The organism is Pontibacter burrus (genome assembly GCF_010686685.1).
Lineage (GTDB): Bacteria > Bacteroidota > Bacteroidia > Cytophagales > Hymenobacteraceae > Pontibacter > Pontibacter burrus.
The window spans coordinates 318,849-333,724 of record NZ_JAAGWD010000005.1 but is presented as its reverse complement, the minus strand read 5'-3'; the positions used below and the strand labels follow the sequence as shown (position 1 = coordinate 333,724).

At 47.8% G+C, this 14,876-nt stretch carries 11 protein-coding genes; 9 read left to right on the top strand and 2 right to left on the bottom strand.

Features of this window, described 5'->3' with window-relative positions; translation table 11 throughout:
* The first annotated feature begins 186 nt into the window (after positions 1-186).
* The 6 genes from GXP69_RS13000 to GXP69_RS12975 all read left to right on the top strand — a co-directional run bounded on the left by GXP69_RS13000 (position 187) and on the right by GXP69_RS12975 (position 8,711).
* Positions 187-2,817 carry a valine--tRNA ligase gene (locus GXP69_RS13000; protein ID WP_163915499.1) on the top strand — a complete coding sequence of 877 codons (2,631 nt, stop codon included), beginning with the start codon at positions 187-189 and terminating at the stop codon, positions 2,815-2,817.
* Positions 2,818-3,943: 1,126 nt separating this feature from the next.
* Positions 3,944-4,966 (top strand): UDP-3-O-(3-hydroxymyristoyl)glucosamine N-acyltransferase, encoded by a 1,023-nt coding sequence (lpxD, locus tag GXP69_RS12995; protein WP_163915498.1) that lies wholly within the window; start codon positions 3,944-3,946, stop codon positions 4,964-4,966.
* Positions 4,967-5,114: 148 nt separating this feature from the next.
* The gene (locus GXP69_RS12990) at positions 5,115-6,509 is read left to right on the top strand and encodes a bifunctional UDP-3-O-[3-hydroxymyristoyl] N-acetylglucosamine deacetylase/3-hydroxyacyl-ACP dehydratase (protein ID WP_163915497.1); all 1,395 of its coding nucleotides are present in this window, start codon (positions 5,115-5,117) and stop codon (positions 6,507-6,509) included.
* Positions 6,506-7,297: an acyl-ACP--UDP-N-acetylglucosamine O-acyltransferase gene (gene lpxA / locus GXP69_RS12985; protein ID WP_163915496.1), complete on the top strand. Its 792-nt coding sequence runs from the start codon at positions 6,506-6,508 to the stop codon at positions 7,295-7,297. Before GXP69_RS12990 ends, lpxA begins: the two co-directional genes overlap by 4 nt.
* Positions 7,287-7,928, top strand: coding sequence for an ABC transporter ATP-binding protein (locus GXP69_RS12980; RefSeq protein ID WP_163915495.1), 642 nt, complete (start codon positions 7,287-7,289; stop codon positions 7,926-7,928). Before lpxA ends, GXP69_RS12980 begins: the two co-directional genes overlap by 11 nt.
* Positions 7,929-8,003: 75 nt before the next feature.
* On the top strand, positions 8,004-8,711 hold the full coding sequence (locus GXP69_RS12975) for a YebC/PmpR family DNA-binding transcriptional regulator (protein ID WP_163915494.1): 708 nt from the start codon (positions 8,004-8,006) through the stop codon (positions 8,709-8,711).
* Positions 8,712-9,177: 466 nt separating this feature from the next.
* On the opposite strand, the gene GXP69_RS12970 is transcribed toward GXP69_RS12975, so the two are convergent.
* Entirely contained in the window at positions 9,178-10,461 is a 1,284-nt protein-coding gene (locus GXP69_RS12970; RefSeq protein ID WP_163915493.1) for an erythromycin esterase family protein, read from the bottom strand.
* A gap of 142 nt (positions 10,462-10,603) precedes the next feature.
* Positions 10,604-11,338, bottom strand: coding sequence for a DUF4197 domain-containing protein (locus GXP69_RS12965; protein ID WP_163915492.1), 735 nt, complete (start codon positions 11,336-11,338; stop codon positions 10,604-10,606).
* A gap of 66 nt (positions 11,339-11,404) precedes the next feature.
* Between GXP69_RS12965 and GXP69_RS12960 the strand changes: the two genes are divergently transcribed.
* The 3 genes from GXP69_RS12960 (at position 11,405) to GXP69_RS12950 (ending at position 14,868) form a co-directional block, all read left to right on the top strand.
* Positions 11,405-12,664 (top strand): competence/damage-inducible protein A, encoded by a 1,260-nt coding sequence (locus tag GXP69_RS12960; protein WP_163915491.1) that lies wholly within the window; start codon positions 11,405-11,407, stop codon positions 12,662-12,664.
* A 151-nt stretch (positions 12,665-12,815) separates the two neighbouring features.
* On the top strand, positions 12,816-14,174 hold the full coding sequence (locus GXP69_RS12955) for a dihydrolipoamide acetyltransferase family protein (protein WP_163915490.1): 1,359 nt from the start codon (positions 12,816-12,818) through the stop codon (positions 14,172-14,174).
* Positions 14,175-14,352: 178 nt separating this feature from the next.
* Positions 14,353-14,868, top strand: coding sequence for a hypothetical protein (locus GXP69_RS12950; protein WP_163915489.1), 516 nt, complete (start codon positions 14,353-14,355; stop codon positions 14,866-14,868).
* Positions 14,869-14,876: the final 8 nt, after the last annotated feature.

The following is a 14,876-nucleotide window of genomic DNA, read 5'->3' as shown; positions in this document are numbered from 1 at the left end:
TGATATAATCGCTCTCGGGTTAAGGAAGAGTTTGAATCCTGTCCATCCTAAAATCCTGTAAATCCTTAGGGTAGGGGCCCTACTTAGAGATTCAGACAAACAACAATCATCAATTAGCAATCAACAATCAGCAAAAATCCCTATTTTTGCTTTTTAGCGCTAACAAGCAGCAAAATCAACTATAAGATGTCGATAGCAAAGAAATATAATCCCAGAGAAGTAGAAGAAAAGTGGTACAGCAGCTGGATGGAGCGTGGTTTTTTCCGCTCTAAGCCAAACCCTAACAAAGAGCCTTACACCATTGTAATTCCGCCGCCAAACGTAACAGGCGTGCTGCATATGGGGCACATGCTAAATAATACCATCCAGGATGTACTGATTCGTCGTGCGCGTATGCAAGGCAAGGAGGCTTGCTGGGTGCCGGGTACCGACCATGCTTCTATTGCTACCGAAGCGAAAGTTGTAGCGATGCTGAAAGAGCGCGGCATCGAGAAAAAAGACCTGACCCGCGACGAGTTCCTGAAATATGCCTGGGAGTGGAAAGAAAAATACGGCGGCATTATCCTGGAGCAGCTGAAGAAACTAGGTGCTTCCTGCGACTGGGATCGTACCCGATTTACCATGGAAGAAGACCTGAGCGCTGCCGTTATCGAAGTGTTCGTGGACCTTTATCGCAAAGGCCAGATCTACCGTGGCGTGCGCATGGTTAACTGGGACCCGCAAGGCAAAACCGCCCTTTCAGATGAAGAAGTAATTCCGAAAGAGACAATGGCGAAACTCTACCACCTGAACTATGAAGTGGTAGCAGACGGAGCCGAAAAAACATACATTACGGTTGCTACATCGCGCCCTGAGACCATTATGGCCGACGTAGCCATAGCCGTTAACCCGAATGATGAGCGTTACACCCACTTGCACGGTAAGTCGGTACGTATTCCGTTGCTGGGAAAAGAAATTCCGGTAATTCTGGATGAATATGTAACGATAGAGTTTGGTACAGGTGCGCTTAAAGTTACCCCGGCTCACGACCTGAACGACTACGAACTGGGCCAGAAGCACAACCTTCCGATTATCGATATCCTGAACGACGACGGTACCCTGAACGAGAAGGCGCAGCTGTATGTAGGGCAGGATCGTTTTGCTGCGCGACGTAATATTGTAAAAGACCTTCAGGAAGCCGGGCTTCTGGAGAAAATAGTAGAGTACCCAAGCGTGCTGCAGACATCGGAGCGTACGGGCGCCGTAATTGAGCCACGCCTCTCGATGCAGTGGTGGTGCAAAATGGATAAAATGGGTAAGCCTGCGCTGGAAGCCGTGATGGAAGACCAGATTCGCCTGCACCCGCCTAAGTTCAAGAACATGTACCGTTCCTGGATGGAGAATATCCGTGACTGGTGTATTTCTCGCCAGCTGTGGTGGGGCCAGCAGATTCCGGCTTACTACCTGCCAGATGGTACATTTGTGGTAGCTACAACCAAAGAAGAGGCCCTGGAACTTGCTCGCAAGCAGAGCGGTAACGCTGAATTGCAACTAACAGACCTGCGCCAGGACGAAGACGTGCTGGATACTTGGTTCTCGTCGTGGTTATGGCCTATCTCTGTGTTCGACGGCTTTAAAGACCCGGACAACAAAGACGTACTGTACTACTACCCAACCAACGATCTGGTTACAGCCCCTGAGATCCTGTTCTTCTGGGTAGCACGTATGATCATGGCTGGCTACGAGTTCAGAAACGAAATGCCGTTCCGCAACGTGTACCTGACGGGTATCGTGCGTGATGCGCAGGGCCGTAAAATGTCGAAATCGCTGGGCAACTCACCAGATCCGCTGGATTTAATAGACCAGTATGGTGCCGATGGCGTGCGTGCCGGTATGTTGTTTAGCTCACCAGCCGGTAACGACCTGCTGTTTGATGAGAAACTGGTAGAGCAGGGCCGTAACTTCAGCAACAAGATCTGGAACGCCTTCCGTCTGATTAAAGGTTGGGAAGTAGACGAGAACCTGCCTTGCCCGAACGAGACGTCTATCAAGTGGTTTGAGTCGCGCTTTAACGAGGCTTTTGTTCAGATCGAGGACCACTTTGAGAAATTCCGTATTTCGGATGCTCTGCTTTCGGTGTACAAACTGGTGTGGGATGATTTCTGCTCGAACTACCTGGAGATGATCAAACCGGCTTATCAGCAGCCAATTGACAAGCAGACCCTGGATGCAACTATAGCCAACCTGGAGCGCGTGCTGAAGGTACTACATCCGTTTATGCCGTTTATTACCGAGGAGATCTGGCACGACCTGAAAGAACGTAAAGAGAAGGAATACCTCATCGTTTCTGCATGGCCGAAGAAAGACACGTTTGATAAGGACCTGAATGCACGAATGGAGAGCGTACTAAAAGTAGTGGCTGCCATCCGTAACATCCGTAACTCAAAGAACATTGCCCAGACCAAAGCACTTGATCTGTCGATTAAGGTGATGAACCAGGATGGTTATGAGCAATTCCTGAGCATCATTCGCAAACTGGCTAACATCAACGAGATCAACTTTGTGCAGGAGAACGTGGAAGGTGCCATCAGCTTTGTAGAAGCCGGCGATGAGTTCTTTATTCCGATGGAAGGTAACATTGATGTGGAAGCAGAACGCGAGCGTCTTCAGAAGGAACTGGAGTACACCAAAGGCTTCCTAGAGTCGGTTAAGAAGAAGCTGAGCAACGAGCGTTTTGTAAGCGGTGCCCCGGAAGCGGTGATTGCCAATGAGCGTAAGAAGCAGGCGGATGCCGAAGCCAAGATTAATGCCATTGAGCAGAGTTTAGCAACGCTGTAAACTATAGTTTATAAATTTAGAAAAGGGGCTGATCTTTAAGAACAGCCCCTTTTGATTTGTTGTATTAGGTAAACTCATGCGAAAGCTTGTTTTCTGCACCAGTCATGGCGCTTATTTGCTTTATAGCTTTCTATAGTCATTTCGAGGGTTTGTCGAGACATCTTATATGTCCTCCACTATATTGTCATTTCGAGTATAGCGAGAAATCTATCTCAGCTTATAGTTGGCTATAATCGCTACTCGACACAGGCAGTCTCTTCCATAGTGACCTTTTTGTCTTGGGAGCTTTACTTACCTATCGTTTCAAGCCAGCTTTGGTGCGCTCCCGGCCGCGAGGCCTCGTCTTGGGGGTAGGGGCCCTCGATAAGGGCATCGCGCTGCTGCCTTCTTGCTACCCTCGCTGCACTCGGGTTGCCTGACAGCACCGCAACAAGTCAAAGGCGCTCAACCAAAGACTGTGATCTTTCGATAGCTACCACTATAGTTTGATTCTATAGCTATAGTTGCTTGGCTTTTCGTGGTGGTAGTTCCAAGGGGACAGGTAAACCTGTCCTGTTCGTGGACTGTAACTATAGAACTATAACTGTTGAAATGTAAAAGCAGAATTCCCCTCTTGGGAGGGGCAGGGGTGGGTTAATGGCCAACTATAGAACTATAGCTCAAACTATAGCAATGTCAGAGTTCCCCTCCTTGGACTACAAAGAACGAGAGTTCGAAGGTAGCGAGCGTAGCTCTGAGGGGCTAGGAGGGTGGACAAAAGCTAACTATAGAACTCTACAGCTACTACCAGTTCTATCCCTACTGGGCTATTAGAATTGCAAACCCGCACTAGGAGCTAAACTAACTATAGAACTATAATCCATACTATAGCAAAAGCCAATTCCATAAAACCATCAAAGCTCCCTTAATCTGCGGTTCAGACAACATACTCCGCAGAACTGGGAAACTTACTTCCAGATAAAGCAAAATTTAAGTTTGGAGACCCCTGAAATCGTGTCGGTTATAGCATTTAAGAAGGATAATAGCCCGTAGTATTCTGATAAAACAGCACGCTAACGCTAACTTTTTATTAAGTTTGCGCCCCCTAACCATTAGCGTTTTTAAGAATTTGCTATAATTTTACATCATGGAATTTACTGTTCAACAAATAGCTGACCTGTTGCAGGGGCGTGTGGAAGGAGATAACTTAGCAAAAGTCAGTACTTTAGCTAAAATTGAAGAGGCTCAATCTGGTGCACTTTCTTTTTTGGCTAACCCAAAGTATGAACCATATTTATACAGCACCGGTGCAAGTGCCGTAATTGTTTCGGAAAGTCTGGAACTTAAAAAGCCAGTATCAGCTGCCCTTATCCGTGTTAGTGATCCTTATAGCAGCTTCTCAACGCTATTGCACCACTACCAGGCCGCTTTGCTTGCCTCCAAAACCGGAGTCGAAGAACCCGCTTTTATAGGCAGCAACAGTACCATCGGCGAAAACCACTACAGGGGCGCTTTCTCCTATATCGGCAATAACTGTAAGATTGGAGAGAACGTACGCCTTTTTCCACAGGTTTACCTTGGCGACAACGTAACAATAGGGGATAATACTACCATTTTTGCAGGAGCAAAACTTTACCCAAACACTGTAGTTGGCAGTAATTGTACAATTCATGCAGGCGTTGTATTGGGCAGCGACGGTTTCGGTTTTGCCCCACAACCCGACGGCTCTTATAAAATGGTACCTCAAATTGGTAATGTGGTGCTGGAAGACGATGTATCGATCGGGGCCAATACCACCATTGACTGTGCTACCATGGGTTCTACCATCATCCGAAAAGGTACCAAAATAGATAACCTGGTACAGATTGCCCATAACGTAGAAATTGGCCAGCACACGGTTATCGCCGCACAAACCGGTATTTCAGGTTCAGCCAAAATTGGCAACCAGTGTGTTATAGCCGGACAAGTTGGTATAGTTGGTCATATCACTATTGCCGATAAAACTACCATAGGTGCCCAGTCCGGGGTAGGCAAAACCATTAAAAAATCGGGAACTATCATTCAGGGCTCCCCAGCCTTCGACTACAAGCAAAACCTGCGTGCACTGGCAGTGTTCAGAAAGCTTCCGGAACTGCAACGCGAACTGGAAGCACTCCGCGAAGAAAAGTAAAAAGCTTAAATTTCAGCCGCAGGCACAGGTTAAAAAAATATTATTGGCAAGGCAGTTATAAAACCTTAAGTTTGCAGGAAAATTCACCCTGCACAGGTATGTTTTTGTGCTGTAAAAGCGCCAGGGCCTAGAATAGATCAAATTGGTAATGAATCATAAACAGCATACCATTAAAGCGCCGGTTACAGTTACCGGTATTGGATTGCATACCGGAGTTGTGTCGAACATGACATTTAACCCGGCGCCGGCAAACCATGGCTACAAGTTTCAGCGCATAGATTTACCCGAGCAGCCTATAGTTGCAGCCGATGTAGATAATGTGGTGGACCTGTCGCGTGGAACAACTATAGAACAGAATGGTGCCAGAGTACATACGGTAGAACATACCCTTGCCGCCCTGGTTGGCCTGGAGATCGATAACGTACTGATCCAGTTGGATGGCCCGGAGCCTCCGATTATGGATGGTTCTTCCATTGAATTTGTAAAGGCGCTGTTGAGCGTAGGTGTGCAGGAGCAAAACGCCCTGCGTAACTACTTCGAGATTACAGAAGGCCTTACCTACAAAGATGAAGCGCGTGGTGTGGAAATTGTTGGCTTGCCGCTGAACGACTACCGCCTGACGGCAATGGTAGACTATAACTCGCCGGTGCTTGGTAGCCAGCATGCCTCCATCACCAACATGAACCAGTTTGAGAAAGAGATCGCGCCTTGCCGCACGTTCTGTTTCCTGCACGAACTGGAAGCCCTGCACAAGCAAAATTTGATTAAAGGCGGTAACCTGGATAACGCTATAGTTATAGTTGACCGTGTGGTGAACGACGATGAGCTGACCCAACTGGCCACTATGCTGAACAAGCCAAAGGTGGAAGTAAAGGAAACAGGTACGCTGAACAATACCGAACTGCGCTTCAAAAACGAGCCTGCTCGCCACAAACTGCTCGACCTGATGGGCGACCTTGCCCTGATCGGTAGACCAATAAAAGGACAGATTTTAGCAGCCCGCCCAGGCCACGCAGCTAACGTTGCGTTTGCAAAGCGGGTTAAGAGAGCCATACAGGAAGCATCAATCCAAAACGTACCAGTGTACGATGAGAAAAAGCCGCCTGTAATGGATATAAACCAGATCACGGCTACTTTGCCGCACCGTTACCCATTCCTGCTGATCGATAAGATCATTCATCTGGATGAAACAACAGTAACCGGTGTGAAAAATGTTACCATGAACGAGCCGTTCTTCCAGGGCCATTTCCCGGGTAATCCAATCCTGCCGGGTGTGATCCAGATCGAGGCGATGGCGCAGACCGGTGGTATCCTGGTTTTAAATACTGTAGAGAATCCTGAAGATTACTGGACATATTTCCTGGCTGTAGACAAATGCCGCTTTAAACGCAAAGTAATTCCGGGAGATACAATCATCTTTAAATGTGAATTGCTGGCTCCAATTAAGCGCGGCATCGCCAAAATGTCTGGTCAGGCTTTTGTGGGTGGCCAATTGGTAATGGAAGCAGAAATGTCGGCAAGTATAGTTAAGAAAAACGCATGAACCAGCCATTAGCATACATACACCCCGAAGCCAAGATTGCGCATAACGTCGTGATCGAGCCTTTTTCTACGATCTACAAAAACGTAGAGATCGGTGAAGGAACCTGGATCGGCCCGAATGTAACCATCATGGAAGGCGCCCGCATTGGTAAAAACTGTAAGATTTTTCCAGGTGCGGTTATTTCGTCAGTGCCTCAGGACCTGAAATTTGCCGGCGAAGAAACGATAGCTGTTATCGGCGACAATACGGTTATCCGGGAGTGTGTTACCGTTAGCCGCGGAACTATAGATAAGATGCGCACCGTAGTAGGCAGCAATTGCCTTATCATGTCGTACGCGCACATTGCCCACGATTGTATAGTTGGTAACAACTGTATCGTAGTTAATGCGGTACAGATGGCAGGCCACGTAGAAATGGGTGATTACGCTATCATTGGCGGATCGAGCGCGGTGCACCAGTTCGTTAAGATCGGGGCGCATGCCATGATCTCCGGCGGATCGCTGGTGCGTAAAGATGTGCCTCCTTATGTAAAAGCTGCCCGTGAGCCGCTTACCTATGCCGGCATCAACTCTATTGGGTTGCGTCGTCGTGGCTTCACAAGTGAGCAGATTAATGAGATTCAGCAGCTGTACCGCATCCTGTTCATGAGCGGTAACAACAACACCGAAGCGCTTGACAGAATTGAGCTGGAAATGGCACCGAGCAAAGAACGCGACGAGATCCTGAATTTTGTGCGTAACTCCGGACGTGGCATTATTAAGAGCTACCTAGGCAAAGATGCAAATTAACCTAAGCAACTTAGGTAAACGATACAATTACGAGTGGATTTTCCGGAACCTGAACTATACTTTTGAGTCAGGTACTGCTTATGCCATCTTGGGGCATAACGGGTCCGGTAAATCCACTCTTCTTACTGTTATATCAGGTCATAACCTGCATTCCGAGGGCGAGATAAACTATAAGGTTAGCGGCAAAGACATCCCTGTTGAAAAAATCTATAGTTCACTTTCGCTTACTGCCCCTTATCTGGAACTGGTAGAAGAGTTTAGCCTGCAGGAGATGATCGATTTTCATATCCGGTTTAAGCCGCTGCGCCACAACCTGAGCACACAGGATCTGATAGACCGCATGGGCCTGCAAAAATCTAAGAACAAGTTTGTAAAGGATTTTTCTTCGGGCATGAAGCAGCGCCTGAAACTGGGACTGGCCATTTACTCTGAATCAGAGCTGCTGCTGCTGGATGAACCTACCACCAACCTGGACCAGGAAGGCGTAGCGTGGTATCAGGAACATGTAACCCAGAATAAACAAAACCGGCTGATTATAGTTGGTTCTAATATACAGCATGAGTACAGCTTCTGTGAGCAGCAACTCCGCATATCAGATTATCATGTAGCCAACCTTAGTCGTGGCAGGTAATGTGGCAAAATTGCCTGCTTAATTATTGATTTTAAGGTAAGCTTTCTAAATTTGCAGGAATAACAAGCAGATACTATGGGAAGAGCATTTGAGTTTAGAAAAGCGCGCAAATTTAAGCGCTGGGATAAGATGTCGAAGGCGTTTACGCGTCTGGGCAAAGAGATTGTGATGGCCGTTAAAGAAGGTGGCCCTAACCCTGAATCTAACTCCCGCCTACGCACCGCTATCCAGAACGCCAAAGGCGTAAACATGCCTAAGGATAGGGTAGAAGCTGCCATTAAGCGTGCCTCATCTAAAGAAGAGAAAGATTACGAGGAAGTTGTATACGAAGGCTACGGCCCGCATGGCATTGCCATACTTGTAGAGACTGCTACAGACAACATTAACCGTACGGTTGCCAACATGCGTGTATATTTCTCGCGTGCAGGTGGAGCCGTTGGCAAAACAGGTTCACTAGACTTTATTTTTACACGCAAGGGTATCTTCAAAATTAACCCGGAAGGCCTGAACATAGAAGAACTGGAACTAGAACTGATTGATTTTGGTGCTGAGGATATTTACGAGCACGAGGGAGAGATCATTGTAGAGACCGCCTTCACCGATTTCGGGCAGATGCAGAAAGCGTTGGAAGAGAAAGGTATAAACGTGATCAGTGCCGAGTTGCAGCGCATCCCAAACACTCGCACCGAACTAAGCGACGAGCAGGCTGAAGAAATAGAAAACCTGATCGAGAAGATTGAAGAAGACGATGACGTGCAGGCAGTTTACCACAACATGGCCTAAGCACATCTAACTATAGCTAAACAACAAAAGCTGCCCCAAAGGCAGCTTTTGTTGTTTATATCCGAAGACCCAGGTTTGCGTGAATCAGGATTGCAAGAGCTAATGTAGAGACGCAATATTTTGCGTCTCCGCTATGAAACTATAGTTAGCAAGAGTTATAGTTGTGATAATAAACATGGCGCGAGCGTCTTCGCTCGTGTCGAACTATAGCCTGGGCCTCTGGCCCACTTGGATTGCAAATTCAACATTATAAGCAAGTCACGGATCACAGATCCGCGCCAGCATAGTTAAAATTTGTAATCAGCAGAAAACTATAGTTCTAAAGTTACGACTATAGTTGGTTCAGGCCTTTGCAAAGCAAAGCCAGTTACAAACTTGCTGCCATACCCAGTCACAAGTTGCTACTGCACTCAAACTTGCGGTATGAACAATTTTCTAACTTATAAACTTCCCAACTTTCTAACTTTTAATAGTTCCACGGGTATAGTTCGGGTTCTGCTGCGCCGCGCGGTTTCATGTGGAGTGGGTGCACGGCGTCGGTTTCGTTGAAGTACAGGAAGGCATCGTAGCGCTCGGGTATAACGGTGGGCACATAATTGCCAAATGCTTCGCGCTTCGGATCGTAAACTACGCCAATGGCCCGGTGCCCGATACGGCGGTTTGCAAGCCCGTCCACATTTTTCAGGTCTTTACTCAGGATCAGCTTATCTTCTTCGCTGATGCTGTGCAGAATGTCTTCCCAACTGCCCTTTTGTGCCGGCGGCACTTCCATTTTCTGCATCGGTGCACCCCACGACCTGCTTGCAATTACCTCGCCCTGGTAGCTACCGAAACCAACCAGTTTTACCTGGTCGTAACCATATTTTTCGCGGGCCAGCTGGCCAATGTTGTACATGCCATCGTCAGCCATGTCGGTTGCGCGGGCATCGCCAATGTGGGTATTATGCTCCCAAACAATAGCTTTTGAGTTTGGGCCGTGCAAATCAAGCAGCCTGTCCAAAGTTTCCATCATATGCGAGTCGCGTACGTTCCAGGATGCTGCGCCGCCTTTTATCATAGTTCTATAGTATTTTTCGGCATTAACTGCTACCAGCGCATTCTGCTGAGAATTAAAGTCATGCTCCATATCGCCTGTAAACACCGGCGATTTGATGATGCGTTGCAACATACCAATAACCTCCGCCTCGCAATCGGAGTTTACGAAAGCTGTTGCCTGGGCATATACCTGCGGGTCGCGTTGGTAGGGCTCAAAGCAGCTGATGGCTGCGCGGGCTGCTTCAATTGCCTGCCCATCATGTTGCTCCAGGTACTTCAGCACCTGCTCCAGCGATTCCCACAAACTATAGACATCCAGCCCAAAGAAACCAATCTTATCACTTGTAGAGCGCAGGTGGTTATAATCACGTATCCATTCCATCAGGGCAGCCACTTCCCAGTTGGCCCACATCCAGGTAGGCCAGCGTCGGAACACCTGCAACACATCGGCAATTTTGCTCCCCGAGTTCTGGTAGCCTTTCACGAAACGGTTTACCGCGTAACATTCCGGCCAATCGCCTTCTACAGCTATAAACTGGAAACCCTTCTCTTCAATCAGCTTTTTAGAAATGGCCGTTCGCCAGGTATAATACTCTGATGTGCCATGGGAGGCTTCGCCAAGCATAACTATACGGGCATCCCCAACCTCGTCAATTAGTCTGTCCAGGTCCTTGTCTTTGTTGAGTGGCGTATAGCGGATATTTGTTAGTTCCATGGTAAGGTGAGCGTTTGACGAATTAAGGCACTTTCAGATTTGTGTATTGTACTAACTAAAAGGGGTTTATGTTTTAAAAAATAAGCCCGCCGCTACCTACAGGCAGGGCGGGCTCCGGAATGGCTATAACCTTATAGTTGTGTCACGACTGATTTTCTTTTGAAAAAACGCGGCGTAGCAGCTCCGTAGTACGGGCAATCGGGTTTTCGCGTATCTTTTGTTCTTCCTGTGCCACCAGCGTAAACAGGCCGTCAATCGCTTTCTGGGTGGCATATTCGTCCAGGTTTGGGTTCACTTTTTGCACTAAAGGGATCTGGTTGTACTGGTTCACCAGGTCAGCATAGTATTTCGTGGCGTTTGTCTTGTCTAGCGACTGTCGGATAACAGGCTTAAAAGCGTTTGTAAGCTGGGTAGTTGTCGTGCGCTTCAGGTACTGTGTTGCAGCATCTTTATCGCCTTTTAAGATACCCCAGGCATCCTGTATGGTCATTTGCTTTATGGCGCTCACAAAAATAGGAACGGCACTTTTGGCGGCATCCTCGGCACCACGGTTCAGGGTCATCACAAATTTATCTATCTCGCTGCCCAGGCCAATCTTGCGCAGGGTATTTTCAACGCGCTGCACATCCTGCGGAAAAGGGATCCGGATAAGTGAATTTTTATAGTAGCCATCTGTTTGCGAAGCCTGGTTTGCACCGTTTTTAATGCCGATCTCAAGGGCCTGTTTTAGACCAGCCGCTACCTCCGATTGGGTAACTGGTGCACCTGTCGCGGTTCCGGCCAGAACACCATCAACGGTTTGCTGCACCTGCGCCGCTGTACAGGCACTGGCACCCAGAGCCATCGCTACCAAAGAAGTGTAAAGTAATTTTTTCATATCGTTATAACATCTTTAACTTGGATGAGTTTAACAAGCCAACGCACAAATCAGACCAAAAATACTATGCTAGCGGTAAACGCAGAAATCATAACTATAGGCGATGAAATCTTATACGGCCAGATCGTGGATACTAACTCTGCGTGGATGGGTACGGAACTGGCTAAGATAGGTATAAAAGTGAAGCAGATTACCTCTATTTCGGATAGCGCCGAACACATAGTTGCTGCGTTGGATGAGGCTGGTAAACGTGCCGACATTATTCTGATGACCGGTGGTTTGGGCCCGACCAAAGACGACCTGACAAAAGATGTACTGACGGATTACTTCCATAATATGCTTAAGCTACACGAACCATCTTTAGCTGATATTGCGGCAATTTTTGAGAAGCGTGGCATTGAACTGACAGAGCTGAACCGGCAGCAGGCCTTTTTGCCTGAAAGCTGCACGCCTGTCCGGAATGTGTTGGGTACCGCACCAGGCATGTGGTTTGAGCAGAACGGGAAGGTGTATGTTTCGATGCCGGGTGTGCCCTTTGAGATGAAGCGCATGATGACAGACATTGTGCTGCCGAACCTGAAAGCCCATTTCAAAACGCCGGAAATCATCCATAAAGTTATCCAGACCACCGGCATTGCCGAATCCATATTGGCCGATAGGCTGGAAGACTGGGAGCTTGCCCTGCCGCCGCACATAAAACTGGCGTATCTGCCACACTTAACCGGCGTGCGTCTGCGCCTTACGGGCAGCGGAGACAATGCAACGATACTGGAACAGGAACTACAAACCGAAGTAGAAAAGCTCTCGCAACTGATTCCGAACTATATTTTTGCTTACGGAGAGGTGAGCCTGGAAGAAGCTGTGGGCGATATGCTGAAGGAGCGTGGCCTAACTATAGCTACTGCCGAAAGCTGCACGGGTGGGTACTTGGCACATAAGCTCACGAGTATAGCCGGAAGCTCAGCTTACTTTATGGGAAGTATAGTTGCCTATAGTAACGAAGTGAAAATGCAGCTGCTTGGCGTCAAACCCGAAACCCTGCAACAACATGGAGCCGTAAGCGAAGCCACTGTGCGGGAGATGGCCGAAAATGTGCGCCGGAAACTAAATACAACGATAGGCGTAGCTACCAGCGGTATTGCCGGACCGGATGGCGGAACCGAAGAAAAGCCGGTTGGAACAATCTGGATTGCCTATGCCGATGGCGAAAAAACAATAGCCAAACAGCTGAACTATAACAAAACCCGCCTGCTAAACATAGAATTTACCGCTTTGGTAGCGTTAAACCTGATCCGGCAAAGTTTACCTGCAACGGTTGATGAATAGGCTAAATTCCTTAACTTTGTTACAAAATTCGACTTATAGTATATAGATGTTAGATTATAGACTTTTTAATAAAGGAGTGTAAACTATCTCATAAATTTCTATTCAAAATCTAACGTCTAATATCTAATATCTTAGAAATCAACTATAAAATATGGCACTTGTAGAAATGGTTATGCCCAAAATGGGCGAGAGTATCATGGAAGGTACCGTTCTGAAATGGCTTAAAAATGTGGGTGATACCATAGAGCAGGACGAGTCGGTACTTGAAGTTGCTACTGATAAAGTAGATACAGAAGTACCTGCTATTCAGGGTGGTGTACTGAAAGAAATACTAGTGAAAGAAGGTGATGTAGTAGCCGTTGGTGCTCCTATTGCCATCATTTCTACAGACGGCGAAGAGTCTGCTGCACCTGCCGCTCCGGCTGTGGCCGAAGCTCCTGCTGCCGCCGCTGCGCCTCAGGCTGCTCCTGCACAACCAGCTGCTGCCACAAACGGTGCTGCTGTTGCCAAATTAGATCAGCCTGCTTCGGGCCGTTTCTACTCGCCGCTGGTGCTTAACATTGCCCGCGAGGAAGGCATTTCGATGCAGGAACTGGAATATGTACCAGGCACCGGCAGCGAAGGTCGCGTCACTAAAAAAGATATCCTGGCTTACCTGGAAGGTCGTAAAAGTGCTCCGGTTCAGGCTGCTACTCCTGCGCCTCAGGCACAGCCACAAGCCCCTGCCGCTGCGCCAGCTCCTGCTGCGCAACCACAGGCTGCTGCTCCGGCTCAGGTTAAACCGGCTGCATCGTATGGTGGCAATGTGGAAATGATCGAGATGGACCGCATGCGTAAGATGATTGCTGACCGTATGGTGGACAGTAAGCGCATTTCTCCGCACGTTACTTCTTTTGTGGAAGCCGATGTAACCAACATCGTGAACTGGAGAAACAAGTGGAAAGACGTGTATAAGAAGCGCGAAGGTGAGAACCTGACATTCACTCCGATTTTCATAGATGCGATTGCGAAAGCGATCAAAGATTTCCCGATGATCAACGTGTCAGTAGATGGTAGCACCATTATCCGTCACAAAGACATCAACATTGGCATGGCGGTAGCTTTGCCAAGCGGTAACCTGATCGTTCCGAACATCAAGAATGCTGACCAGCTGAACCTGAATGGCCTGACCAAAAAGGTGAACGACCTGGCAAACCGCGGCCGTATGAACAAACTGACTCCGGATGACCTGGCTGGTGGTACCTACACGGTTTCTAACGTAGGTTCTTTTGGTAACGTAATGGGTACACCAATCATCATGCAGCCACAGGTGGCTATTATGGCCGTTGGTGCTATCAAAAAGAAGCCAGCAGTTATTGAGACTCCTGAAGGTGATCTGATCGGTATCCGTCACTTTATGTACCTGTCGCACTCTTACGACCACCGCGTTGTAGATGGCTCGCTGGGTGGCATGTTCGTTCGCAGAGTTGCAGATTACCTGGAAAACTTCGACGTGAACACGACGATCTAAATTGTGACAAAGGATCTTCTGACATAAGACAAAAGACTTAAACCATAAGGGGCCTGCTGCAGCAATGTGGCAGGCTTTCTTTTTAACTATAGTTTTACTTAATACATATCTTTTTACTAATATTAAAAGTATAAACTAAGGCTGCTGTTTAGATGACAGCAAAATAAACTATAAAACTATGAGAAGCATTTTACCCTGGATTTTAGCGGCTGTTTTCCTGTTTGCTGCTATTTACTTTTACTGGCAAAAGAACGAAGCTGAAAGCCGCTTAGCTATTGCCGATAATCAGGTAGAGAAAATTGACAAGCAACTTGAACAGGAGCAGGCTACTGCTGACTCGCTGGAAGGAATGGTGATGCCACCTGATACCATGGAACTGGTACCACCGGGCGGAGCAGCCTTTGTAGATGAACTGGGCACTCTGAGCCAGAGCGACGTTCAGAAACTACAGCGTAAAGGCCTTAAAAACCCTGAAACAGACCTGATGAACGACCTGAACCGCAAGCAAAACCAACTGATACCAGAAAAGGGAACGATGGGCGGCACCATGACCATCCGCGACAGCCGCATCCTGAACGACCGCTACGCAATGGCATACTATGAAGATGGCCATAACGGCGGTTACATGCTGCTGAAGTATACGGTTAACAACGGCACCATCAACTGGACCGTGGTAGACAATTCGAAACTATAGTTCAGCAC

Bases quoted from the DNA above. Each gene is read 5' to 3' on its own strand.
- GXP69_RS13000 (WP_163915499.1), top strand. From the start codon at position 187: ATGTCGATAGCAAAGAAATATAATCCCAGAGAAGTAGAAGAAAAGTGG.
- lpxD (WP_163915498.1), top strand. From the start codon at position 3,944: ATGGAATTTACTGTTCAACAAATAGCTGACCTGTTGCAGGGGCGTGTG.
- GXP69_RS12990 (WP_163915497.1), top strand. From the start codon at position 5,115: ATGAATCATAAACAGCATACCATTAAAGCGCCGGTTACAGTTACCGGT.
- lpxA (WP_163915496.1), top strand. From the start codon at position 6,506: ATGAACCAGCCATTAGCATACATACACCCCGAAGCCAAGATTGCGCAT.
- GXP69_RS12980 (WP_163915495.1), top strand. From the start codon at position 7,287: ATGCAAATTAACCTAAGCAACTTAGGTAAACGATACAATTACGAGTGG.
- GXP69_RS12975 (WP_163915494.1), top strand. From the start codon at position 8,004: ATGGGAAGAGCATTTGAGTTTAGAAAAGCGCGCAAATTTAAGCGCTGG.
- GXP69_RS12970 (WP_163915493.1), bottom strand. From the start codon at position 10,461: ATGGAACTAACAAATATCCGCTATACGCCACTCAACAAAGACAAGGAC.
- GXP69_RS12965 (WP_163915492.1), bottom strand. From the start codon at position 11,338: ATGAAAAAATTACTTTACACTTCTTTGGTAGCGATGGCTCTGGGTGCC.
- GXP69_RS12960 (WP_163915491.1), top strand. From the start codon at position 11,405: ATGCTAGCGGTAAACGCAGAAATCATAACTATAGGCGATGAAATCTTA.
- GXP69_RS12955 (WP_163915490.1), top strand. From the start codon at position 12,816: ATGGCACTTGTAGAAATGGTTATGCCCAAAATGGGCGAGAGTATCATG.
- GXP69_RS12950 (WP_163915489.1), top strand. From the start codon at position 14,353: ATGAGAAGCATTTTACCCTGGATTTTAGCGGCTGTTTTCCTGTTTGCT.